General features: G+C 59.7%; 22 protein-coding genes. 13 read left to right on the top strand and 9 right to left on the bottom strand.

The features are described 5' to 3' along the window. The first annotated feature begins 27 nt into the window (after positions 1-27). The 6 genes from AC1DX6_RS05990 to AC1DX6_RS05965 are packed head-to-tail and all read left to right on the top strand — an operon-like array spanning position 28 to position 6,273. On the top strand, positions 28-1,623 hold the full coding sequence (locus AC1DX6_RS05990) for a GMC family oxidoreductase (RefSeq protein WP_477311784.1): 1,596 nt from the start codon (positions 28-30) through the stop codon (positions 1,621-1,623). A gap of 59 nt (positions 1,624-1,682) precedes the next feature. Then, on the top strand, positions 1,683-2,936 hold the full coding sequence (locus tag AC1DX6_RS05985; protein ID WP_477311783.1) for an ABC transporter substrate-binding protein: 1,254 nt from the start codon (positions 1,683-1,685) through the stop codon (positions 2,934-2,936). 11 nt (positions 2,937-2,947) lie between these two features. After that, positions 2,948-3,820, top strand: a complete 873-nt coding sequence (locus tag AC1DX6_RS05980) for a branched-chain amino acid ABC transporter permease (protein WP_477311782.1) — start codon at positions 2,948-2,950, stop codon at positions 3,818-3,820. A gap of 4 nt (positions 3,821-3,824) precedes the next feature. Beyond that, a complete protein-coding gene (locus AC1DX6_RS05975) occupies positions 3,825-4,856 on the top strand; it encodes a branched-chain amino acid ABC transporter permease (RefSeq protein WP_477311781.1) in 1,032 nt (343 codons plus the stop codon). Then, positions 4,853-5,569 carry an ABC transporter ATP-binding protein gene (locus AC1DX6_RS05970; RefSeq protein ID WP_477311780.1) on the top strand — a complete coding sequence of 239 codons (717 nt, stop codon included), beginning with the start codon at positions 4,853-4,855 and terminating at the stop codon, positions 5,567-5,569. The genes AC1DX6_RS05975 and AC1DX6_RS05970 overlap by 4 nt, the downstream gene beginning before the upstream one ends. Then, positions 5,566-6,273, top strand: coding sequence for an ABC transporter ATP-binding protein (locus AC1DX6_RS05965; protein WP_477311779.1), 708 nt, complete (start codon positions 5,566-5,568; stop codon positions 6,271-6,273). The genes AC1DX6_RS05970 and AC1DX6_RS05965 overlap by 4 nt, the downstream gene beginning before the upstream one ends. A gap of 643 nt (positions 6,274-6,916) precedes the next feature. Here AC1DX6_RS05965 and AC1DX6_RS05960 read toward each other — a convergent pair. Further along, the gene (locus tag AC1DX6_RS05960) at positions 6,917-8,095 is read right to left on the bottom strand and encodes an ROK family protein (RefSeq protein WP_477311778.1); all 1,179 of its coding nucleotides are present in this window, start codon (positions 8,093-8,095) and stop codon (positions 6,917-6,919) included. Between the two features lie 21 nt (positions 8,096-8,116). Between AC1DX6_RS05960 and AC1DX6_RS05955 the strand changes: the two genes are divergently transcribed. Further along, the gene (locus AC1DX6_RS05955) at positions 8,117-8,521 is read left to right on the top strand and encodes a bacterial transcriptional activator domain-containing protein (RefSeq protein WP_477311777.1); all 405 of its coding nucleotides are present in this window, start codon (positions 8,117-8,119) and stop codon (positions 8,519-8,521) included. Here the strand turns inward: AC1DX6_RS05955 and AC1DX6_RS05950 are convergent. From AC1DX6_RS05950 to AC1DX6_RS05915, 8 genes are all read right to left on the bottom strand, one after another. Further along, a complete protein-coding gene (locus AC1DX6_RS05950) occupies positions 8,406-9,395 on the bottom strand; it encodes a bile acid:sodium symporter family protein (RefSeq protein WP_477311776.1) in 990 nt (329 codons plus the stop codon). The genes AC1DX6_RS05955 and AC1DX6_RS05950 overlap by 116 nt on opposite strands. A gap of 29 nt (positions 9,396-9,424) precedes the next feature. Continuing rightward, a complete protein-coding gene (gene ggt, locus AC1DX6_RS05945) occupies positions 9,425-11,017 on the bottom strand; it encodes a gamma-glutamyltransferase (RefSeq protein ID WP_477311775.1) in 1,593 nt (530 codons plus the stop codon). Positions 11,018-11,038: 21 nt separating this feature from the next. Next, on the bottom strand, positions 11,039-11,761 hold the full coding sequence (locus AC1DX6_RS05940; protein ID WP_477311913.1) for an ABC transporter permease: 723 nt from the start codon (positions 11,759-11,761) through the stop codon (positions 11,039-11,041). Next, positions 11,758-12,471 carry an ABC transporter permease gene (locus AC1DX6_RS05935; protein ID WP_477311774.1) on the bottom strand — a complete coding sequence of 238 codons (714 nt, stop codon included), beginning with the start codon at positions 12,469-12,471 and terminating at the stop codon, positions 11,758-11,760. The genes AC1DX6_RS05940 and AC1DX6_RS05935 overlap by 4 nt, the downstream gene beginning before the upstream one ends. Positions 12,472-12,536: 65 nt before the next feature. Further along, on the bottom strand, positions 12,537-13,382 hold the full coding sequence (locus tag AC1DX6_RS05930; protein WP_477311773.1) for a transporter substrate-binding domain-containing protein: 846 nt from the start codon (positions 13,380-13,382) through the stop codon (positions 12,537-12,539). 81 nt (positions 13,383-13,463) lie between these two features. Then, positions 13,464-14,135, bottom strand: coding sequence for a GntR family transcriptional regulator (locus tag AC1DX6_RS05925; RefSeq protein ID WP_477311772.1), 672 nt, complete (start codon positions 14,133-14,135; stop codon positions 13,464-13,466). 54 nt (positions 14,136-14,189) lie between these two features. Then, the gene (locus AC1DX6_RS05920; RefSeq protein ID WP_477311771.1) at positions 14,190-14,405 is read right to left on the bottom strand and encodes a hypothetical protein; all 216 of its coding nucleotides are present in this window, start codon (positions 14,403-14,405) and stop codon (positions 14,190-14,192) included. A gap of 110 nt (positions 14,406-14,515) precedes the next feature. Continuing rightward, positions 14,516-15,274 (bottom strand): SDR family NAD(P)-dependent oxidoreductase, encoded by a 759-nt coding sequence (locus AC1DX6_RS05915; protein WP_477311770.1) that lies wholly within the window; start codon positions 15,272-15,274, stop codon positions 14,516-14,518. A gap of 198 nt (positions 15,275-15,472) precedes the next feature. Between AC1DX6_RS05915 and AC1DX6_RS05910 the strand changes: the two genes are divergently transcribed. The 6 genes from AC1DX6_RS05910 (at position 15,473) to AC1DX6_RS05885 (ending at position 22,346) form a co-directional block, all read left to right on the top strand. Continuing rightward, positions 15,473-16,543, top strand: coding sequence for a substrate-binding domain-containing protein (locus AC1DX6_RS05910; protein WP_477311769.1), 1,071 nt, complete (start codon positions 15,473-15,475; stop codon positions 16,541-16,543). Between the two features lie 345 nt (positions 16,544-16,888). Further along, complete coding sequence (locus AC1DX6_RS05905; protein ID WP_477272464.1) at positions 16,889-17,881, top strand: substrate-binding domain-containing protein; 993 nt, start codon at positions 16,889-16,891, stop codon at positions 17,879-17,881. A gap of 80 nt (positions 17,882-17,961) precedes the next feature. Then, a complete protein-coding gene (locus AC1DX6_RS05900; protein WP_477311768.1) occupies positions 17,962-19,476 on the top strand; it encodes a sugar ABC transporter ATP-binding protein in 1,515 nt (504 codons plus the stop codon). Continuing rightward, positions 19,469-20,476, top strand: coding sequence for an ABC transporter permease (locus AC1DX6_RS05895; protein WP_477311767.1), 1,008 nt, complete (start codon positions 19,469-19,471; stop codon positions 20,474-20,476). Before AC1DX6_RS05900 ends, AC1DX6_RS05895 begins: the two co-directional genes overlap by 8 nt. After that, a complete protein-coding gene (locus tag AC1DX6_RS05890; RefSeq protein ID WP_477311766.1) occupies positions 20,473-21,498 on the top strand; it encodes an ABC transporter permease in 1,026 nt (341 codons plus the stop codon). Before AC1DX6_RS05895 ends, AC1DX6_RS05890 begins: the two co-directional genes overlap by 4 nt. Continuing rightward, positions 21,495-22,346 (top strand): sugar phosphate isomerase/epimerase family protein, encoded by an 852-nt coding sequence (locus AC1DX6_RS05885; RefSeq protein ID WP_477311765.1) that lies wholly within the window; start codon positions 21,495-21,497, stop codon positions 22,344-22,346. The genes AC1DX6_RS05890 and AC1DX6_RS05885 overlap by 4 nt, the downstream gene beginning before the upstream one ends. Positions 22,347-22,498: the final 152 nt, after the last annotated feature.

The raw sequence follows: 22,498 nt of genomic DNA, 5'->3' as shown, positions 1-22,498 counted from the left end.
GTCTGCCCGCCCGCATCGGAGCAACCCATGAGCGAATTCGACTATATCATCGTCGGTGGCGGCTCGTCCGGCTGCGTAGTTGCGGCCCGGCTGTCGGAAAACCCGCAAAACAAGGTCCTGCTAATTGAAAGCGGCGCACGCGACACCGACAAGTTCATCCATATCCCGGCGACTTTCTTCAAGGTGATCGAGAAGGGCAAGGATGTGCACTTCTACGTGTCCGAACCGGACAAGGGGTTGAATGGCAAGCCCAATATCGTGCCACAGGGCAATGTGATCGGCGGCGGCAGTTCCTTGAACGCCATGATCTATATTCGTGGCCAGCAGCAGGACTACGACACCTGGGCGCAAATGGGGTGCCTCAACTGGTCCTATGACAAGGTTCTTCCGGTGTTTCGCGACGTTGAGGCCAACCAGCGCCTTTCGGGCGAATTCCATGGAGCAACCGGCGAACTCAAGGTCTCCGATCGCCGCTTTGGACATCCTTTGTCCTGGGCCTTCATCCGGGCAGCCCAGGAGGCCGGCCTTCCGTATAACGAAGACTTCAACGGCAAGGTGCAGCAAGGCGTCGGCTTCTACCAGACAACAACACACAACGGCCGGCGCTGGAGCGCTGCGCAAGCCTTCTTGCGCGATGCCGAGAAGCGCTCGAACCTGACCATATTGACCGAAACCCGCGTTCATAAAGTCCTGTTTGAAGGCAGGAAAGCGGTCGGTGTGCTGACCGAGAACGGCGTCACCTATAAGGCCCGGCGCGAGATTGTTCTAACGGCAGGCGCCCTCGCCACACCCAAAATCCTGCAACTCTCGGGCATCGGCGAGGCCAAACATCTGAAGAGCCATGGCATCGATGTGATCATGGATCTGCCGGGGGTCGGGGAAAACTATCAGGATCACCTCGAGGCCACGGTTCAGGCGGAGGTCAAGGATCCGATCTCGCTCTTCACCCAGGACAAGGGGCTGAAGGCAGCGGGCCACATGCTGCAATATCTTCTCACCAAGACCGGCCTCCTCACATCCAATGTTGTGGAGTCGGGCGGCTTCGTCGACACGGCCGGGACCGGCCAGCCGGACATCCAGTTTCATGTCCTGCCAACCTTCATCGGCTTTGCCGACCGCGCCGCGGAACCAGGCCACGGCATTGCCATCGGTCCCTGTTTCCTGAGGCCGCAATCGCGGGGCACGGTCAAGCTGCGTTCGGCCAATCCTAGGGATAGTGCCCTGTTCAACGCCAATTCCTTCTCCAGTCCTGCCGATCTGGACACGCTCGTACGCGGGGTGGAATGGGCGATCCGGATCATTGAAGCCCCTTCGCTCGCCCGCATCGTGAAGCGGCGTGTTCTGCCCACGCCCGGACTGGAGCGAGATCCCGAAGCCCTGCGGCGCTACATCCGCTCGATTTCGAAGACGGTTTTTCATCCTTCGGGCACGGCCAAGATGGGCAGGCCGGACGACCGCATGGCCGTGGTTGGCGAGGATCTCGCGGTCCGCGGCGTAGAGGGGCTACGCGTGGCGGACGCCTCCATCATGCCAACCCTTGTCTCGGGCAACACCAATGCACCGGTCATCATGATCGGCGAGCGGGCCGCCCGCTTCATACTCGGCAAGGACGTCGTCGCTTGAAGGACGGGACCTTTCGGGACGACCTACTGATTTCAACGGTTCTTTGGGAGGAGACAGTAATGAAACGGATAACGATATTTCTCGCGGCCTCAACGGTCGCGCTCATCCTGGCCAGTGGCTCTGCCATGGCCGCACCACGATGTGGGCTGAACACCGGGGAAAAGGCCACCGGCGAGCCGATCAGGGTTGGGGCCGTGGTTGGTCAAACGGGGCCTGATGACTTCTCGTCTTCGGCCGACGCCGCACGCGCCTATTTCAACTGCGTCAATGCCAATGGCGGTATCAATGGCCGCCCGATCGAATATCTGGTCGAAGACGACCAATGGAACCCGGAAGTCGCGAGCCAGGTTGCGACCAAACTGGTAAAGGACAAGGGTGTCGTCGCGCTGGTCGCCAACGGCTCTTTTGTTGAGATGGGCGTCAACGCCAAGCTCTACGCAGAGGAGGATGTCATGGCGATGGCGGCAGCTTGCGCCGTCGCCGAATGCTTTGAGTCGAAGAACATCGTTTCGACCAATGAGGGACCCCTGCCCTCGAGCGTCGGAGCGGCGCAGTGGGCGGTTGCCAATCTGGGTTCGAAGAACGTTGTTTGCATCGGGCTCACCATCCCCTCGGTCGGTCCTTATTCCTGTGGCTGGACCGAGAAGTACATGCAGTCCAAAGGACTCGCTGGCTCCAGCCTTTTGCTCGATCCAGGCGCGGCAGATATGAACGCCTCCGTTCTGGAAACCGTCGCAAGCGGCGCCGACACGGTTCTCGTCAACCTGCCCAGCGGAATGGCCGCGGCCTACCTCAAGGCAGTCGAGGAACAGAACCTGCGTGATAACTTCAAGTGGATCTCCTCGACACCACTTTATGATGCCGACGTCCCCGCTATGCTCGGCGCCTATTGGAATGGCGTCATGAACGTCAATATCGAGCTCACGCCAATCGATGGCACCGGTCCAGATGCCAGCAATTGGCGCGCCATCATGGACAAGTATGCTCGCCCGGAGGATCCGCGCGACACCTTCAGCCAGTCGGGCTATCTCTCCGCTCGCTTCTTCACCGATGCCCTCCTGAAGCTCGATCCGGCGACCATTGATCGCAAGTCGGTTTCAGAGGCGATCCGGGGGATCAAGAACGAGACCTCGGATCTGCTCTGCGGCCCTTACTACGTGGGTAATGGCGACCGACACATGCCTAACCATGCGAATATGATGGTTCAGATTTCGGGCAACGGCTTCAAGGTGGTCGGCGGCTGCGCCGACGTGGACAGCGCGTATCTCGATCCCATCCGAGCCGCGGAAAAAACCCTCGGTATTGCCAACTGAGCGGTGACGACATGAACGTCCTTGGCCTGTTTCTCGTATCCGGCCTTGCCGTCGGCGCACTCTATGCACTCGGCGGCGTTGGACTGGTGCTGCTCAATCGGGCCACTGGCGTGCTCAATTTTGCCTACGGCGCCATCGGCGCCGTGGGTGCCATGGTCGCATGGCAACTTCTTGAATGGCAATGGCCCGAGCCCGTTGCCTGGGTTGCCTGCATCGGCATCGCCCTCGCCCTGTCCGTCTCCTATGGCCGGCTGATCGCGCCGGGTCTCGCGCATCGCGAACCCATCGTCAAGGCGGTCGCCACGCTCGGGTTTGCTCTCGCTTTGCTCGGCGCCATGAACCTCCTGTGGGTGGTTACACCGCGCAAGCTGACACTCGCCCTCGACGGTGCCTCCATGTCGATCCTGGGTCTGAGGATCACCGGAATCCGGATTCTGTCACTGCTCGCGGCTTTCGGCATTACCATCGGAATGGGTGTCTTCCTGCTACGCACCCGTATTGGTTTGATGATGCGTGCGCTCGCCGACAACCGTGAGGTCGCATCGATCCTGGGTACGCCGGTAATCAGGGTGGAGACGATCGCCTGGGGCATTTCAGGCGTGCTCGCTGGTTTCACCGGCTTGATGTTTGCATCCCTGGTGCGACTTGACCCTGCGGTGCTGACCTTCCTCGTCATTCCCATCATCGCGACCACCATCCTCGGTCGCCTTACATCCATACCCGCGACTTTTGCCGGCGGCCTTGCCATCGGCGTCCTTGAAAGCGTGGTCACGCTCTACAAGCCGTTCGCGCCGTTCCGTGTCGCAACACCCTTTATCGTGGCTATCCTTGCCATGATGTGGCTCCAGCGCGGCCGCAGGCTGACCTTTGCCGGACAGGACTGAGAGCATGCAAGCAGCGCAAAAGCCTCTTTCCGGAATTCTGGCACCGTCTGGCATGAGCCCAGCCGGCTTTTCCTCCGGCCGCTATGCACCGCAGCTTTTTTTCGTCGGCGCGGCCATCGTGGTGCCGTTTGTCGCCAGCGCTTTATGGCTCAAAGTCTTGACTGCCGTGGCGATCTACACACTGACCTCCGCCAGCATCGCGGTCCTTTACCGGCGTCTCGGCCTTGTGTCTCTGGCCCAGGTCTCGCTGATGGGATGCGGCGGCTGGGTGGCGCTCCGTTTCGGCCATGGCTTCAAACTGCCATTCGAACTGAACCTTCTTGCCGGCGGCCTCTTTGCCGGGATGATCGGCATGATCCTGGCCTATCCGGCGCTACGAATGCGCGGCCTTTATCTGGCGCTCATCACGTTGATGGCGGCGGGAGGCTTCGGTATCCTCATCAATGTCATTCAGTTCCCCAATGGGGGTGGCGGCTTTACCGGTTTCGAAGTCAAGGCGATCGGTTATCTGCCACGGCCGGCGATCGCACACTCGGACGCGGCCTTCTTCAGCTATTGTCTGATCGTGGTGGCCGTAGGCTTCCTGTTGATAGACATCCATGAACGCAGCCGCGCCGGCCGTGGTTGGGCGCTCATTCGCAAAAGCGAGGCCGCCGCCATGGCCGCGGGTGTCAATGTGACCCTCTACAAAGTATGGGGCTTTGCCCTTTCCGGGTTTCTCGCCGGCATTGCGGGTGCCTTGCTCGCGGGCAATCTCCAACTGCTTGATGCACGCTCTTTCCCGCCCGCGGAATCGGTCATGATCTTCGCGCTGACGGTCGTCGGCGGCGCCTGGCACTGGTATGGCGCTGTGATCGCCGCACTGCTCTATCGGCTCCTCCCGGCCTTCCTCAACAACCTCGGCGTGGACGGCAACGCGGCCTACATCATCTTCGGATTTGCCCTTATTCACGCGCTTTCCACGGCTCCCAGGGGTCTGGCCGGACAACTGGCGGATGGTTTGAAGCGGTTGCGCAAGACGGACCGCAGCGCATGATCTCGATCGAGAATCTATCCGTTGCCTTCGGGGGAGTTACCGCGCTCAATGCGGTCACTGTCGAACTCACACAGCCGGTCTGCGGTATCATCGGGCCAAACGGGGCCGGCAAAACGACCTTTCTCAACGTATTGTCCGGCTTCGTTCTGCCCCAAAGCGGCTCAATCCACATGATGGACACCGACATACTGCCGATGAAACCACATCGGCGGGCTCGCTGGGGCCTGCGCCGTTCCTTTCAGAAGGAACAGGTGGTGGACGAACTGACGGTGGAGGACAACGTCCTCGTCTTGCTTGACCAACTCGGACTGTCGGCGGCCGAACGGCTGAATGCGACGGCTGCCGCGCTGGACTTCGTTGGGCTCTCGGCGCTACGCCGAGCCTCGGCTGGAGGGTTGAATGCTTTTGAGCGTCGGATGATCGAAATCGCGCGCTGCGTCGTGGGACGCCCGCGGGTGATCCTTCTGGATGAACCGGGAGCAGGCTTCTCCCAGGGCGAGGTCGAGAAATTGCGGCAAGTCATCTCCAGTATTTACGACGCAACCAGATCCATCACGCTGCTGATTGATCATGATGTCGACTTGATCCAGGCGGTTTGTCGGGAAACCATGGTGCTCGATTTTGGCTCGTTGATCGCCGTTGGCGACACCGCCAGCGTGCTGACCGATGAGAGAGTCCGCGCCGTCTATCTCGGCATGGAAGACGCCGCATGAGCACCCTGACAGTTCGTGATCTGGCGGTTGATCGGGGCGGCAAGCGTGTCGTCAAGGACCTGTCCTTCACGCTGGTAAGCGGCCAGATCACTGCCCTTCTCGGCCCGAACGGCGCCGGCAAGAGCTCACTCGTTCTGGCGCTCGCCGGTGCGATCCCGATCGCGGCAGGGACTGTCGAAATCGACGGCAAACCGCTCACCGGCAAATCGCCCGAAGCCATCCGCGCGGCTGGCGTCGCCGCCGTGCCGGAGGGACACAGGGTACTCAACGGCCTCAGCGTCGACGACAATCTGAACGCAGCCGGGTTTCAGCTGTCTGCAAGAGGTGCCGCCGAAGCCGTCGCGGAAGTCTACACGATCTTCCCTGAACTGGGCGAGCGAAAGCAACAGCGGGCGGGTACGCTCTCTGGTGGCCAGCAACAGATGCTGTCGCTCGGCCAAGGTCTGGTCGCGCAACCAAAATTCATTCTCGCCGACGAGATGTCGCTCGGCCTTGCACCGCTGATCGTCAAACGGCTGATGGATGTGCTGAGCAGACTGGCCCAGCACGGTACCGGCATACTCCTGATCGAGCAGTTTACCACACTCGCGCTGAAAAATGCTCAGGCGGCCCACGTGATGTCGCGTGGCCGTTTCAGTTTCAGCGGCACGCCCGCGAATCTTCAACAGCAACCGGATATCCTTCATCGGGCCTATCTCGGTTGATGAGCAACCTTTTGCTATCGATGCGTAATGCTCCACGGCGTTCCAGAGGCCGGCCAAACCCTGCAATGTTCTGGGCGATGGTGCCGGCGAAGAGCCTATCATTCTGTAGAACGCAAGCCACCACCTCGTGCTCCTCAGTTGGCTTGATTTCCATGCAATACCCGTTGGACGGCCGTCTGTTCAAGGTCGGAATCCGAATGCCCTGTTCATCAAAGCGATGAAGGTGCAGCCGGTCAGGTGTCATGCGTAGCGTTCCTTCCTTGAGGCCATGGTGCCCTGCGAGGCGTATGATAATTTCTCCGGCATCGGATTCCACATGGGCGATTGTCTCCGGGTTTGAACGCGGGGGGCGGAACCCGCCCGACCGGGCTGTGACCGCAAGACGCCGGTAGGCATACCTCGGACGACTAAATCGGTAAGGCATGCCTGCGACAATTCGCAAACGGCATGCTTCGGCCAAGAAGGATCGCCCGCTCTCGTGAGCCAAGATCAGAAATCTTCCCGTATCGTTCCGTATGGTCTCGCCGTTATCAAGCAATCCGCGTGTCTGTGGCGGGACAGTAGCAGGGCGCGCGTCTGGGCTCCTCGCGCGCAGGAGCTTGTCGGCACTAATTTTCCTCACAGCGGGAACTACGCCGTTGTCCTACACAACGCCCCTGATTTCGCCGGGCCGGCTTTCGAAGTCGAAAAGCCTCTGGGTAGCGAGGGCAGCGGCGCCCCGCGCCCAGGAATCGTGGGCCCAGTCCGGCGTGATCGGCGGCGGCGCCCACATGGCATAGCGCCCCAGCGCGTTGCGCATAGGCTCGAAGAGATAGTCGCCGAAGCTGACCGCTTCACCACCCCCGACGATGACCTCCGGATCGATGATGTTGCAGAAGCCGCCCAGGAACCTGCCGATGCCTTCGCCCGCTTCACGCAACAAATTCACCGCCGCCTCGTCGCCGGCCTTGGCCGCTTCGAGCATGTCGTAGCGGTCAACCTCGCGTGAGAGGCCTTTCGCCTCACGCCACCGTTTGACCAATGCCGGCTCGGAGAAAAACGTTTGAAGGCAGCCATGGCGGCCGCACTCGCACAATGGCCCATTCGGATCGTAGATGGAGTGCCCCATCTTGCCCGCGGCCCCATTCGCGCCGTGATGCACGGCGCCGTCGACCACCACAGCGCAACTGATGCCGGCGCCGATCGCCAGCGCGCCGACAGTGCGGTGATGTCGGCCGAGGCCGAACAATTGCTGCGCCAGCGCGAATGCGTTGGTGTCGTCGTCGGCCCAGACGGGCACATTCACGAGGTCGGCGAGCATGGCCGCGATCGGCACGTCGGTCCAGTTGAACCGGTGACTGAGCCGGCAAACGCCATTGTCGATGACGCCAGGCACCGCGATGCCGATGCCGCTGAGCTGCGCGCCGATCGGCGCATCGCGATCCGCAAGCAATACCTTGACGGCAGCGGCACAGGCAGCGACCACGCCCTGCGGTGACTGATCCGGCACTGCGACCTGCTTGGAAACAAGGGGTGTCGTGGCGAGGTCAGTCAGCACGCAATCGATCGCACCCACCATCAGCTTGAACCCGACAACGAGGCGACCCGCATAGTTGATGTTGATCGGGATGGGCCGCCGCCCCGGCGCTCCGACGCTGGCTTCTCCCTCGACCAGGATGTTCTCGGTCAACAGGTCGGAAACGACGAACGTCACCGCCGCCGGGCTCAATCCGGTGATCGCGGCGATCTCGGCGCGGCTGATCGCCCCTTCCCTTCGCAGCAGGTTGAGGATCAGTCGGCGATTGATCGAACGCGACGTCTGCTGGTCACCTTTGAGTTTCATTTCTGCCTTCGCCTGCTGGCCATGGAATTGACGTGGGAAGAATCGTCTCGTCTGAAGATGGAACTTCTCATCTCACGAGGCCAACGCGACAGGGCGATCACGACATACGAGACCTGCAGAAGCATGCTGAAGAGGGAGTTCGGCGTCGAACCTACCCTGAAAACAACGCGCTTTTGGCAATCCCTGGTCGTTGCTGCCGACACCGCTTCAAATGTTTACTCAGCAGGTGGTATTTCGATTGGCCAACGCCTTGAGCGACCGCCCACATGCATGTCGGAGCGCAATTGTGCCATTGAACCCGACCCCTGCCTTAAACGGACACTTTTGCTGGCTTTGAAGGCGCCGCAAAGCTGGCGGCATAGCGCTGGGCGATGGTCGCGCATACGAACAGCTGGAATTGGTGGTAGAGCATCAGCGGCAGGATGATGAAGCCTGTCGAATGGCCTGCGAACAAGATGTTGGCCATCGGCACGCCACTGGCTAGGCTCTTTTGCGATCCGCAAAACAACAGGCTGACTTCATCCTCACGGGTCAGCCCGATTGCGCCGGCCGTGTTCTTCAGGATGAGCAGGACAAGTATCAGAAGGCTGAGGTCGAGCGCTATCACAAGAGCCAGCGTCGACGCATCAACTTTGCCCCAGATGCCGGCGACGACACCCGCGCTGAAGGCTGAATAGACGATCAAAAGGATCGAACCCCGATCGACGATCATGCTCAGCAGCGCGTTCTTTTCGATCCACGCACCGATCAGCGGGCGCATGATTTGACCGGCGATAAACGGCAAAAGCAATTGCACGCAAATTGCGATCACGGCGTTGGCGTCGAGCTTCATGCCATTGATCGACAACAGAAGCGCTGCGAGGGCCGGCGTGAACATCACGCCGAGGATGTTGGACAGCGACGCCGCGCAGATCGCCGCGGGCACGTTGCCACGCGCCAGCGCTGTCAGCGCGATAGAGGACTGCACCGTTGACGGCAAGATGCTGAGATAGACGAGGCCGAAGACAAGTTCGTCCGGTAGCCAGGGTTTTGCAATCGTTACCAGCGCAAAACCCAGCATGGGGAACACCAGGAAGGTAGCGGCGACGACCAATAGTTGCAGGCGCCAGTTGGCGATGCCGGCCATGATCGCCTGGGTCTTGAGTTTTGCGCCGTAGAGGAAGAACAGAATTGCCACTGCGGCTGAACTCAGCTGCGAGACGAACTTGGCCGCCGGACCTGATGCGGGAAGCACGGTGGCCAGCAAAACCGTTGCCAGTAGCAAAAGCATATAGGTGTCGATGGGAAGTTTCTTCAGCATCTTGGAATTCGCTCCAGTCGTGGGCCGCTCTAGAGTCCGAGAGCACAACCGTCCTTGCGTGGCTCTGACCCGCCGAGCAGCGTCCCGTTAGCCCAATCGATGCGGACTGCCTGCGCACCGCCGATAGGATCTATTGCAGGAATAATCTCGAAACCGCGTCGGCTAAGTTCCGCTGCAGTGGTACGGTCGAGGCCGTGTTCGGCCTGGACGTTCATCGTACCACTGACGGGAACGACCCTTGGCAGATCGATCGCCTCCTGGAGATCCATGCCAAAGTCGAGCGTTTTCGAAAGCAAGTGGGCGTGACCCATCGCCTGGTAATAGCCACCCATCACGCCGAAAGGCATTTCGGCCCGACCGTTCTTGACAAGCAAGCCGGGGATAATGGTGTGCAAAGGGCGCTTGTTTGGCCCCACTGCATTGGGATGCCCGGGTTCCAGCGAAAAGCTTTCCCCGCGATTGTGCAGAACGACGCCGGATTTGGGGGAAACCAGGCCCGAGCCAAAGCTGTCAAAAATCGAATTGATGAAGCTGACAGCGTTGCGGTCCCTGTCCACGACCGAGATGTAGACGGTGTCGCTGTGCAGGGGCATATCGAATGCGGGCAGATCCGTGCGCGCGCGCTTCAGGTCTATCATACCGGCCAGGCGGTCGGCCCAAGCGTCAGACAGCATGTCGTCCACGGGGATTTGGGAATGGTCCGGATCCGCGACGAGCAGGTCACGCGCGGCGTAAGCGAGGCGCGTCGCCTCGATTTCCAAATGAAGCCTGTCTGCGGATTGGGGATCACCCTTGGCGTCGAAGCGGGAAAGAATGTTCAGGATCATCAGGGCTATGACGCCCTGGCCGTTTGGCGGGCACTCATACACCTGATAGCCTCGAAACTCGGTGCTTATCGGGGTTACATATTCGCCCTTTGCCGTGGCGAAATCTTCGAGTGTGTGCACCCCTCCGATGCCTTGAAGATACATGACCATGTCTTCGGCCACAGGACCGGTGTAGAATGCGTCTCGTCCCTGCCTGGCTACAAGCCGCAGGGTGGCCGCCAATTCCGGCTGGCGATGCACCTCTCCGACGCGTGGCGCTCGACCGCTTGGCAGGAAGATCCGTCTGGCCGTCACATCGCAGGCCAGAAGTTCTTCTTCCAGCGCCCAGTCTCTGTGGACACGTGGCGAAATGGCGTAGCCTTCCTCGGCAAAACGGATGGCTGGCGCCAGGATGCGGTCGAAGGGCAGATGACCGTGATCTGTGTGCAATCTAGTCCAGGCATCGATTGCTCCGGGTACGGTAACCGAGCCGGGAGAGTTGCGGTCTACCTTCGTCATGCCGCGATCAAGAAACCAGTCGACGGTCAGCGCCGAGGGTGTCCTGCCCGATCCATTGTAGGCGATGACCTTGTCTGAACCGTTTTGCGACAAAAGCGCAAAGCAATCGCCGCCGATGCCGGTAGAGGCCGGTTCGACCACACACTGTACCGCGCAGGCTGCGATGGCAGCATCCATGGCGTTGCCGCCTGCTGCCATGATCTCGATCGCCGTCAGGGTTGCTGAGGGATGAGAGGTTGCAGCCATGGCCTCGCGGGAGACGACGACTGAGCGCGTGGGTTTCTCAAAATTTCGCATGCTATGCCCTTCCGATCGTGCTCAAGAGGCCACGCCGCCGCTCATCATTGAGGGGATGCGCCGCAGATGCCGCGACATCGCGTATTCGAGTGCGGCCAAGGCACGGATGACGGCGAAGTTTAGGGTGAGATAGATTGCGCCGGCGCACATGAAGACCTCAAAGGCGCGGTAGGTTTGCGAAATGAGACCCTGGGCAATCCCTGTCACCTCCATCAGCGTCACGATGGAGGCAAGAGAGGTTCCTTTGACCATCAGGACGATTTCATTGCCGTAACTTGGCAAGGCCTGGCGAAACGCTAGTGGCAAAATGACATGGCGGTACGTTTGGTACCTGGACAAGCCTAAGGAACGAGCTGCCTCAACAAGGCCGCGCGGAACAGATTGAATGCCACCCCGCAGAATCTCACTGCCGTAAGCGGTGGTGTTCAGTGTCAACGCGATTACAGCGCACCAATAGGGTTCGCGGAACACACCCCAAAGGCCAATTGCGGCCAATTGCGGACGGAACTGGCCGATGCCGTAGTAGGTCAGAAATATCTGCACCAGAAGCGGCGTTCCCCGGAACAGCGCGACGAAACCGCGGATGGGCAAAACGACGATGCGAGATGCAGACTGTTGGGCGAGTGCCAATGTCAGAGCGAGAACAAAGCCGACCAGAATGGACGTAAGGGCGAGTTCCAACGTCAGCGGCAGGCCGCTGAGCAGCTTGGGCAGGATCTCCGCAAAGAAACCGAAATCAATCATGCCGAACGCACCCGCCATGGCGTCTTTCGCTCCAAGCGGTAAAAGGCATTACCTGTCACGGAAGCAATAACCAGGTAGAGCAAAGCAGCTGCGATGTAGAAGACAAACGGTTCGCGAGTCGACCCAGCGCCGATCTGCGCCTGTCGCATCAGTTCGACCAGACCAATTACGGATATTAGCGAGGAGTCCTTCAGAACCAGTTGCCACACATTGCCAAGACCCGGCAGCGCGTATCGCAGGAGCTGGGGGAAAGTGACATGACGCAGACGCTGAAACCGGTTGAGACCAAGCGAGCAAGCGGCATCGTGCTGGCCTTGATCTATCGCAAGGTAAGCGCCTCGATAAACCTCGGCCTGATAGGCACCCGAAATGATTGCGATGGCCAATGTGCCGGTCGCGAAGGCTGGTACGCCGACGAAGCCGGCTCCACCCAGGAGATGACCTATCGAGGTCAGGACAACACTTCCCCCATAGTAGAGCAGATAAATGGTCAGCAGGTCGGGCACGCCTCTGAAAACCGTGCAGTAGCCGAGAGCCAGAGCCCTCGACACACGAGACTTGTGCAAACGTCCTGCCGCCGCCAGTGCGCCAAATACTGCGCCCAGAGCAAAGCCCAGAACCGATAGAAGCGTGGTAACCGAGGCAGCCATCAGAAGAGCAGGCCCCCAGCCTCCATGCGCGAAGCCAAGCAGCCGGATTGCGTCAATCATCAATGCCTCCGCGAGGCGGGCGGCTCAGTCCGCAGTGCAAGGAATGGCCGCTCGCTGACACGCGTTTACTTTACGGGCGTGACGTCGCTCTTGAGCCATTTCAGAGACAGAGTTTTGATCGTGCCGTCCGCGATGGCGGCATCGATCGCACCGTTGAACATTTCTTTGAGCTTGCTGTCCTCCTTGCGGATGCCGGCACCGGATCCAAGGCCGAAGAAGCCTCCGACAAATCCCGGTCCTGCGAGCGTATAGTCGCCGTACTCCGGTTTGCTGAGTGTGGCGGCAAGAGCTGTCTGTTGCGCGAAGAGTGCATCGATGCGACCGGCGGCAAGGTCGAGGTCGTGTTGCTCAGTGGTTTTGTACTCACGAATCTCGGCAACGTCGGAAAAGTATTTCTTCAGGAATTCAAGGTTCGCCGTTGCGGCCTGGACGCCGATGATCTTTCCTTTCAGCAACGGCTTGAGCTTGTCGATTTCGGCTTGCGCCGCGGCCTGATCTTCGAGCTTGAATCTCTGGCTGGAAACCCCCAGCTTGCCCAACTCGCTATCCTTGGCGACCGCGAAGCCCGAGGGGTCCACGGCATAAGGCTGAGTGAAATCGATGACCTTCAGACGCTTTTCGGTGATGAACATGCTGGCCATGATGACGTCGAATTTGCCGACGGTCAGTGCCGGGATCATGCCGTCCCAATCCTGTGCAACGATCTTGCATTCGATCTTCATGCGCCCGCACAAATCATTGGCGAGATCGACCTCGAAGCCGTCCAGTTTGCCGTCGGCCGTTATGAAATTCCAAGGAGCGTAGGCTCCTTCCGTGGCGATGGTAATCGCCTTGGGAGCGTCTTGTGCCGCGACGCTGTGGATGAGCCCCAGCAAGGCCGTTGCAATGGCTGCAATGCGAATCACTTTCATGTCATTCTCCTCATTGTGTGGTAGTTCCCTTTGGTCGTGCCGGTTATGTCTCGGCTTCGACCCGTTGCTGATGGTATTGATCTAGCGGCGGCCAGGACTTGCGAAGTCAGCCAACAGCGGCGCGGTCTCGACAATATGGTCGCGCATGACGATCTCAGCCTTTTGGGCATCACCTGACCGCAGCACCTCAATCAGAATCTCGTGCTCGGCGCGCGCGCTGACAGGCTTGTCGACATAGTCGAACCAGATGCGCAGGTAGGGCTCGATCCCGACGTGCAGGCTGGCAATTTGCCTGACCAGCTTGGGTCGGTTGCTCAACTGGCAAATCTGCAGATGGAAGGCCTGATGGCGCACGACCCAGTCGCTGCCCCCGGTCTGGCTGGCACGCTCCATACGGTCCAGATGGCGCTCCAGCTCTTCAAGCACCTCGGCATCGATATGCGGCATGGCAAGCCTTACCGCCAGCCCTTCAAGGACCGATCGTATTTCGAACGTTTCGTAGATTTCGTCGACCGTAAGGCCGGCTACGATGCATCCCCTGTTAGGGCGAATGACCACAAGACCTTCGGAAGCGAGTCGACGGAAGGCTTCTCGAACCGGCATGCGGCTCATCCCGATTTCCGTCGCGATCTCCTCAGGGATAAGCCGGTCTCCGGCCCGGTAGCGTCCCGTCCTGAGGCCGTACTGAATGTGGCGATACGCCTCTTCCTCGGCAGTAGCGGCACCCAGCGGCTCAATCGAGTTTACTACCATGTCTTTTGTTCACCTGAATTTGTGTATCCACTTATCCACTTGCCCGTAAGCGTGTCAAGCGCGCGAGCTGGAGGAGTCCTTGACCAAGCCGCGAAGCATTTTCACTTCATCAAGGGTGGTACGGGAGATCGCCAAAGTCGTCGCATAGGAGTCCAACTCTGCCCGGATGTCGAACACGTTCCGCGGTATCGTTTCGTCAAATTGAACCACCGCAAATCCCGTGCGGGGACGTTCGACCACGCTTGCCTGTTCTCCAAACGCATCGATCAAGGACGGTTTGAGTGGCCGCGCCTGGCCGAGCCAGGCGGCACGGTTGGCGATGCTGTTTCCAATGCTTTGCGTAACCCGCGAACCGATCCTGATGACCGGTCGTTCCGGATTCAGCCCTTGCGCTCCTGAAGGCTGTTGCCGCCGTCGACCACCAGCAGGGCGCCGTTGACGTAGCTGGCGCCTTCCGATGCCAGGAACACCACCGCTGCGGCAACCTCGTCCGGTCGCCCGGCCCGCGCCGGTGGCGTGTTGAGGGCAGCTTGCCGCTCCATTGCGCTCGACGAGCCTGTTTCGATCCAGCCGGGGGCCACGGCATTGGCGGTGATACCGCTTTTTGCCACTTCGAGTGCCAGCGTGCGCGTCAGGCCGACCATGCCGGCCTTGGCGGCGGAATAGGCAGCGGTGCCTTCGAAAGACACCAGCGGCCCGGTAACCGACGCCACATTGACGATGCGCCCATAGCCTGCCTCTACCATCGCCGGCAGAAACGCCCGGGTGACCAGGAACGCGGTCTTCAGGCTGACGTCGATCCCTTGGTCCCAGTCGGCCTCGGTCATGGCGAGAAACGCCTTGTCGACCGAGGGCGATGCCAGCGAGCCCATGCCGGCATTGTTGACCAGGATGTCGACAGCGCCGATATCCGCGCGCAGCCGCGCGACTTCGGCTGCGATGGTGAGATCGGCGACCACGGCCTTGGCATCGATGCCTTCGGCGCAAAGCGCGGCGGCGCGATCGAGTACGCGCGCGCTGGCACCGTTCAGGAAAACGGCATGACCGGCCAGGCCGAGCTGCCGCGCAATGGCAAAGCCGATGCCGTCGGCAGCACCCGCCCCGGTGATCAGCGCACGCTTGGTGATAGAAGAAGGCATGGTCAAATCAGACTCCGCGGGTTCCGCCGCCGCGGTCTTACCACGCACGTTGGGCGACGATACTGCGAAGATTTCCTTTGCAACATCCAGCGCCGCTTTGCGTTCTCGAAATGCCGAAGCCGGCGGCTGACGCAATTTAGAGATGTTGCCTTGACCCCGCACTAGCGTCTACTGCATCTGCCAGTGGGAGCGTCACAAATGGCGAGAAAGTCTGTCCGACGCAAGTCAACGATTTATGATATCGCGGTGGCGGCTAATTCGTCTCCGACAGCGGTCAGTCTCGTCCTCAATGGCTCGTGGCAACAGCACCGGATCAAGGCGGAAACCGCAGCGACGATCCTCGACTGGGCTGAGCGCCTCGGCTATGCCGTCAACCTCAAGGCACGAGGATTGCGGCTTTCCCGATCCGGGCTCGCCGGAATGATCTTGCCACACTATCGCAATCGCTTCTTCGCCGGATTGGCCGAAGCCTTTGAAGCGGAGTCGCGCGTCCGCCGCTTGTGTCCGATCGTCGTCAGCACGCATCGCAATCCTGATAACGAGTTGAGCGTGACGGAAACCCTATTGGCTCAGCAGGTCGAGTTTCTGTTCCTTGCAGGCGTTCGCGACCCCGATCCACTGAATGATCTGTGCCGGGCAGCGGGTGTCCGGTGCATCAACATCGACCTTCCTGGCCGCCGCGCTCCCTCAGTTGTTTCTGACAACTACGGAGGCGCCAGGGCGCTCACCGAGACCATTGTTCAGAAGCTGAAAGAACGAGGGGGCTCCACCGAAGATCTCTTCTTCTTTGGCGGAGTTGCCGATGATGACGCAACACGAAGCCGTTTGCTGGGTTTTCACGATGTCCTGGCAGCCCACGGGATTGTTGCGGGCCCGGGCACGATTGACTGCTGCGGGTATGCACCGACAAATGCTGCCCGGTCTCTCGCTGCACGATACGCTCAGCTTGGGCACCTGCCCTCAGGTATGTTCGTCAACGGCGTCACGGCTCTTGAAGGAACATTGCGGTTCACTTCGACACTGGCCTCAAGTGAGCTTGGACGCATTGTTGTCGGAAGCTTCGATTGGGATCCGTTCGCGGCGCATTTGCCCTTCGACGTGACCATGGTCCGGCAGAATGTCGAGGTGATGATTGCTGAAGGATTTTCGCTGCTCGAGAATTATTCAATAGACCATTTTCCGCTGGTGACCGTACCGACCAGCTTTGGGCGAACCGGAGAGCATGACGGCGCCCAGGAAGATTGGGATTCGGCATCCATCGACCACTAGCAATTCCTTGTCACAAGACATCGTTGCAGAAGTTCAACTCCGTTCATCAGTGCTTCGGATCTGGCAGCACCGCCTCTACCCAAGGCTCGCGGGCATCGCAGGTCGTTTCCGCGGGTGCAGCCTGATTGCGGTAGGGCAGATCGTTTACATCAATCGAGAAATGTTTTTTTGACGCTGGTGGTCGGATAGCCCTTGCTAAATCTATTTAGCACCTTGACCGGCCGGCATTCAGGGTCTTTTATGGCGCGTTCTGGGAGGAATGCGGCGCCGAGTGCGTCAATGCCGTCGGGCACAAAGCGGCGGGCCAAACAAAGCCCAAAAACTCGTCAATCAGGGAGGAACTAAATGTTCGCAAAAACTATACTCGTGGCAGCGTTCGGCGCAGCCCTTTCGGTCGTCGCAATGGATGCTGCGCTGGCAAAGGACGTCAAGGTTGGAGTCGTCGTGAAGATCGGCGGTATTCCTTGGTTCAATGCTATGGAAACGGGAATAAAGGAAAAGTCGAAAGAGCTTGGTGACGACGGCTTCATGGTCGGGCCGACCAGCGCCGATCCGGCACTTCAGGTCCGCGCGATCGAAGACCTGATAGCTCAGGGCGTCAACGTAATTGGCGTTGTGCCGAATGATGCAAACGTTCTCGAGCCAGTGCTAAAAAAGGCGCGCGACACGGGCATCAAGGTCATAACTCATGAATCGCCAGACCAGGTGAACGCTGATTGGGACTTCGAGATGGTCTCGTCCGTTGGCTTCGGTGAGGCTCATGCCAAGCTGTTTGCCGAGAAAATGGGCGGCAAGGGCAAGTATGTCGTGTACGTAGGTTCTCTTACCGTACCCGCACACAATGCCTGGGCCGATGCTGCAATCGCCTATCTGAAGAAGAACTTTCCCGACATGCAAATGGTTGGCGACAGATACGGCGTCGCCGAAAGCGCCGATGACAGCCGGAAGACGGCTCTGGACGTGCTTGCCGCCAACCCGGATCTCGGCGGCTTCCTGACGTTCGGCAGCCAGGGACCGATCGGCGCCGGACGCGCGATCGAGGAGCAGAAGCTGGGTGACAAGGTTGTTCTTGTCGGATCATTCTCGCCTAGCCAAGGCAGCGCCATGCTCAAGTCCGGCATTATCGATGGCGGCTATATGTGGAATCCTCTGGAAGCAGGCAAAGTATTCGTAACGATGGCTGATTTTCTGGCGGGCGGCGGTGAAATCACCGACGGCATGACGATCGAGGGTCTGGGTGTCGTTCACCCTGACTTCAAAACCGGCACCATCATCGTGGACGCTGTGCAGCCTATCACGGTCGAAACGGTCGATGGTCTTGCGGCCCTAGGGCTTTAGATGGCGGACCATGGCTGGCGTGCCGGGGTGGCAGATCGATCCCGGCACGCCCCATCCTTGTCATTTCAGAAGGGCCTGCCGTGAGCCTTGTCGCATCTACGACGCAGGACCTCCCATCGGTTCTGTCGTTTAGCAACATAAGCGTTACATTTGGTGGCGTTAGAGCCCTCCAGAATGTCGCCTTCGAGGTTCTCCCGGGCGAAGTGCAATGCATCGCCGGTGAGAACGGCAGCGGCAAGAGCACCCTGATCAAGGTAATCACCGGCGTTTGTCAGCCGCTAGCCGGCGCAAACATGTCGATCGCCGGCAAGTCCGTCGACATCATGTCGCCGGCTGCGGCGCGCAGCGCCGGGGTGGAGGTCATCTGGCAGGACCTCGCACTGTTTCCTGAAATGACAGTCGCTGAAAATATCGGGATCAGAACTGTGCTCGGCAACATGCCTCGGCTCGTCGATCATTCGCGCATTCGCGAGGTGGCGCGAGGGCTGTTGGCGCGGCTTGGGGCCGACCTCAATGTCGACGCGCCCCTGCGTAGCTTCGCCATCGCCCAACGTCAGATCGTCGCCATCGCCCGGGCGCTGGCCGGCGATGCGAAGGTCATCTTCATGGATGAGCCGACATCGTCGCTTACTCAATCGGAAACAGACCGGTTGCTCGCCATCGTTCGAACCCTCTGCGACGAAGGCATGGCCATCGTCTTTGTCAGCCACCGCCTCGCAGAAGTTCTGGAGATTTCGAGCCGCGTCACCGTTCTGCGCGACGGAAAGGTCGTCGGGGTGTTTGCGACCGCCGGAATGACCCAGTCACGCCTCACGGAACTGATGACCGGCAAGACGTTTGACCGAACCGTGAGCACAAGAAACCTGAGCGGTTCACCGGTTGTATTGAAGATCGATCGATTGACCCGCGCAGGCGACTATGACGACGTGTCTCTGACAATACGGCGCGGTGAAACGCTTGGCCTGACCGGACTACTCGGCGCCGGTCGCACAGAACTCGCGCTTTCGATTTTCGGCATGCTGCGCCCGGATCGCGGCAGCATCTCACTCAACGGGGCGGTTCTTCATCTGAACTCCAACCGCGACGCAATCCGCGCAGGGATTGGCTACCTCTCCGAAGACCGGCTGTCCCTTGGTCTCATCCAGCCGCAGTCGATCGCCGACAACGCCGTTATCCCGGTGCTCGACAAGATCCTTGATCGCGGGCTGATCTCCTCAGAGAAGAAGGATGCGCTCGTCAATCATTGGATCGAGGAACTGGCGATAAAAATCGGGCGGCAGACCGATGCGATTTCCACGCTCTCGGGCGGCAATCAGCAACGGGTGGCCATCGCCAAATGGCTGGCGGTCGGCCTGAAGCTGATCATTCTTGATTCGCCAACCGTGGGGGTAGACGTTGGCGCGCGTGCCGGCATCTTCGAGATTGTCGCCAAGCTCGCTGCCAAAGGCCTGGCTATTCTGCTGATATCCGATGAAGTACCGGAAGTCTATTTCAACGCCGATCGTATCCTTCATATGGCCGCGGGCAAGATAGTCGCCGAATACGATCCGCACGCCGTCTCGCTCGGTGACCTGGAAGCTGCCGTCTATGCATAACCGCGGCAAGCTCTTCCGGGCTCATCCCACCGAGACATGGCTCATTGTGGTTCTTCTCATCATGAGCGCAGGTCTCTCCCTTGCGAGCGACAAATTCTTCACCATCGCCAATCTCTTCAACCTGCTCAACACAAGCTCGACAAACCTGATCTTCGCGGTTGGGCTGCTGGTGGTGTTGATCGCGGGGGGCATCGACATTTCCTTCGCTGTGGCCGCGTCAGTGGTTCAATACGTCGTGGCGCTGGCTCTTGCCCAAATAGGCGGTGGCGATTGGTTCATCGGCCTCACCTTGGCGGCAATTGTCGGGATAGCCCTGGGTGCGATAAACGCCGCCCTCATCTACTATTTCCAGATCATTTCCATCGTTGTCACCATCGCTACCTTCAATATCTTTTTCGGCCTGCTGATGTTCTTCACGCATGGTGTATCGATCTACAATCTGCCGGCCTGGTGGACGCATCGCACTGTGCTTTTCGAGTTCCAACAGGCGAATGGCAATTGGGCCGAGCTAACCCTGCCGGTTGCGATCATGGCGGTCTGCGTCGCCGCGACCTGGGGGCTTATCCGGTATACGACCACCGGACGGCAGCTATACGCCTTTGGCGACAACCCGGAGGGCGCCCGTCGCCTCGGTATCAACATCGCGGCAATGCACTTCATTGCCTTCGGCTGGCTTGGTTTGATGGCAGGAATCGCTGGACTTGTGCAGGTGCACTATTCCCAGGAAGTCGTGCCCAACGCGCTGGTGGGTCGCGAACTGGACGTGCTCGCAGCCGTAGTCCTCGGCGGTGCCAGACTGGGTGGCGGGCGCGGCACCGTGCTTGGTTGCATCCTTGGGGTGTTTCTTGTGTCAGTGACGCAAAACGGGCTGAACCTCCTCGGCATCTCGCCCTATGCTTTCAAGATGATCGTCGGGGCGATCATTCTGATCGCCATCACGCTGTCCAATGCGCCGCTCGGGCACATTCTGGCCAGCCTGCGGCAGAGAATGGGCACATGACCCAGCGCGTGCTCGAAACTGCAGCGCTACGGCATGGATTCTTGCGCCGTCTCGCCGGCAAGCTGGGCGCCGAGAATATTGGACTTTTGCTAGCATTGATTTTGGTGATTGGATTCTTCGGGTCTCTCTCTCCGCGGTTCCTGTCCAAAGCTACTTTTGAATCGGTAGCCTTCCAGTTGCCTGAACTTGGACTGCTTACGCTCGCTATGTTGATGCCAATCATCTCGGGCGGCATCAATCTCGCCGTGACGTTTACGGCCAATCTCTGCGGCCTCACGCTCGCCTGGGTCCTTCAGGCCAACGGAGGACCTGACGCAAGCATCTATGCCTTTCTACTCGGTTCGGTGCTTGCAGTCGGTGTTGGCACCGCAAGCGGCTTGGTCATGGGTCCGGTGATCGCCTATACCGGCGCGCACCCCATCCTCGTTTCGCTCTCGGTGATGATTTTCCTGCGCGGCCTTGGCGAGTTCCTGACCCGCGGCGCAGATATTTCGGGCTTTCCCGAATTCATCCAGCCGCTCGGTCACGGCAGCGTCGTCGGCATTCCTGTCCCGCTGCTGATACTGCTCGGCGCAGTCGTCGTCTGGCATATCTTGATGACCCGAACCAAGCTTGGTTTTGCAAACTACATGGTCGGGTCCAACATCGAAGCGACGCGCTATTCCGGCATCTCGACGCGACGGGTCATCATTCTGATCTACGCGCTGTCTGGCGCCATGTGTGCGCTGGCCGGAATTATCATGATGGCACGGTTCAATTCAGTCCGAGTCGGCCATGGCGAGTCCTACGTGCTGATTACTGTGCTTGCCTGCTTCTTGGGCGGGGTGAACCCGTTCGGCGGCTTCGGCAAGGTCGTTTCGGTCTTCCTCGCCCTCATCGTTTTGCAGTTGCTTTCTTCGGGACTGAATCTCTTGGGCGCCAGTCAGCATCTGGCCACGGCCATTTGGGGCATCATGCTGATCGGCGTCATGATCTTGCGGTGGGCTGCCGGGCAGCTCAATTTCATGAGGATAACACGATGAAGGGTTTTGGCGTTCATACGAGCATGTGGACGAGCGGTTGGTCCGTAGAGGGCGCCGAGCACACTGTAGCGGCGGTCAAGAAATACGATCTCGATTTCATCGAAATTTCACTGGCCGATCCATTTTCTTGCGATGCCGATCACACCCGCAAGCTGCTGGCGGCAAATGGCATGCAGGCAGTGTGCTCGCTCGGGCTTCCCGAATATGCGTGGGCATCTCGCCATCCGCAGGAAGCGATCGACTTTCTCAAGGTGGCTATCGACAAGACGGCCGATATCGGAGCCCAGGCGCTATGCGGCGTAATCTATGGCGGCATCGGCGAGCGCACCGGCGTGCCACCGACGCAAGACGAACTGGATAACATCGCGAAAGTGATGACGGTCGCGGCCGCGCAAGCCAAGTCTCGAGGGATCGAACTCGGTGTCGAAGCCGTGAACCGCTATGAGAACCACATCATCAATACTGCGGCGCAGGCGGTGGCTCTAATCGAACGAGTCGGCGCCGACAATATGTTCGTGCACCTTGACACCTACCACATGAATATCGAGGAAAAGGGTATGGGCAACGGTATTATCGTAGCCCGCGATTATCTCAAATATATCCATCTCTCCGAGTCTGATCGCGGCACCCCGGGTGAGGGTAATTGCAATTGGGATGAAACGTTCGCGACGCTGGCGGCGATCGGTTTCAAGGGGGGGCTCGCGATGGAGAGCTTCATCAACATGGATCCGCTTCTGGCGTTTGGTCTCAGCGTGTGGCGTCCAGTGGCCGAGAGTGAAGCGGTGGTGATGGGCAATGGTCTGCCGTTCTTGCGGAACAAGGCACGGCAGTACGGGCTGATCGCATAAGTTACTTATTCGCGAATTTTCGCCGTGGGGCGATCCGGTGGCGCCCGCGCTTCGGCCGAGTCAGCATAGCGACGCAAGCCGCTGATTGGCGAACCTCGTGGCGAACCGGTCGGTAAGCCATTGATAAATAACGATAATGGTGGGCCCGGAGG

Source organism: Mesorhizobium sp. P2_C4, from assembly GCF_056404575.1.
Note: the sequence above shows the minus strand (reverse complement) of the source record. Positions and strands in the feature narration are given on the sequence as shown.

Coding starts and splice junctions, on each gene's coding strand:
- AC1DX6_RS05990 (WP_477311784.1), top strand. CDS start 28: ATGAGCGAATTCGACTATATCATCGTCGGTGGCGGCTCGTCCGGCTGC.
- AC1DX6_RS05985 (WP_477311783.1), top strand. CDS start 1,683: ATGAAACGGATAACGATATTTCTCGCGGCCTCAACGGTCGCGCTCATC.
- AC1DX6_RS05980 (WP_477311782.1), top strand. CDS start 2,948: ATGAACGTCCTTGGCCTGTTTCTCGTATCCGGCCTTGCCGTCGGCGCA.
- AC1DX6_RS05975 (WP_477311781.1), top strand. CDS start 3,825: ATGCAAGCAGCGCAAAAGCCTCTTTCCGGAATTCTGGCACCGTCTGGC.
- AC1DX6_RS05970 (WP_477311780.1), top strand. CDS start 4,853: ATGATCTCGATCGAGAATCTATCCGTTGCCTTCGGGGGAGTTACCGCG.
- AC1DX6_RS05965 (WP_477311779.1), top strand. CDS start 5,566: ATGAGCACCCTGACAGTTCGTGATCTGGCGGTTGATCGGGGCGGCAAG.
- AC1DX6_RS05960 (WP_477311778.1), bottom strand. CDS start 8,095: ATGAAACTCAAAGGTGACCAGCAGACGTCGCGTTCGATCAATCGCCGA.
- AC1DX6_RS05955 (WP_477311777.1), top strand. CDS start 8,117: ATGGAATTGACGTGGGAAGAATCGTCTCGTCTGAAGATGGAACTTCTC.
- AC1DX6_RS05950 (WP_477311776.1), bottom strand. CDS start 9,395: ATGCTGAAGAAACTTCCCATCGACACCTATATGCTTTTGCTACTGGCA.
- ggt (WP_477311775.1), bottom strand. CDS start 11,017: ATGCGAAATTTTGAGAAACCCACGCGCTCAGTCGTCGTCTCCCGCGAG.
- AC1DX6_RS05940 (WP_477311913.1), bottom strand. CDS start 11,761: ATGATTGATTTCGGTTTCTTTGCGGAGATCCTGCCCAAGCTGCTCAGC.
- AC1DX6_RS05935 (WP_477311774.1), bottom strand. CDS start 12,471: ATGATTGACGCAATCCGGCTGCTTGGCTTCGCGCATGGAGGCTGGGGG.
- AC1DX6_RS05930 (WP_477311773.1), bottom strand. CDS start 13,382: ATGAAAGTGATTCGCATTGCAGCCATTGCAACGGCCTTGCTGGGGCTC.
- AC1DX6_RS05925 (WP_477311772.1), bottom strand. CDS start 14,135: ATGGTAGTAAACTCGATTGAGCCGCTGGGTGCCGCTACTGCCGAGGAA.
- AC1DX6_RS05915 (WP_477311770.1), bottom strand. CDS start 15,274: ATGCCTTCTTCTATCACCAAGCGTGCGCTGATCACCGGGGCGGGTGCT.
- AC1DX6_RS05910 (WP_477311769.1), top strand. CDS start 15,473: ATGGCGAGAAAGTCTGTCCGACGCAAGTCAACGATTTATGATATCGCG.
- AC1DX6_RS05905 (WP_477272464.1), top strand. CDS start 16,889: ATGTTCGCAAAAACTATACTCGTGGCAGCGTTCGGCGCAGCCCTTTCG.
- AC1DX6_RS05895 (WP_477311767.1), top strand. CDS start 19,469: ATGCATAACCGCGGCAAGCTCTTCCGGGCTCATCCCACCGAGACATGG.
- AC1DX6_RS05890 (WP_477311766.1), top strand. CDS start 20,473: ATGACCCAGCGCGTGCTCGAAACTGCAGCGCTACGGCATGGATTCTTG.
- AC1DX6_RS05885 (WP_477311765.1), top strand. CDS start 21,495: ATGAAGGGTTTTGGCGTTCATACGAGCATGTGGACGAGCGGTTGGTCC.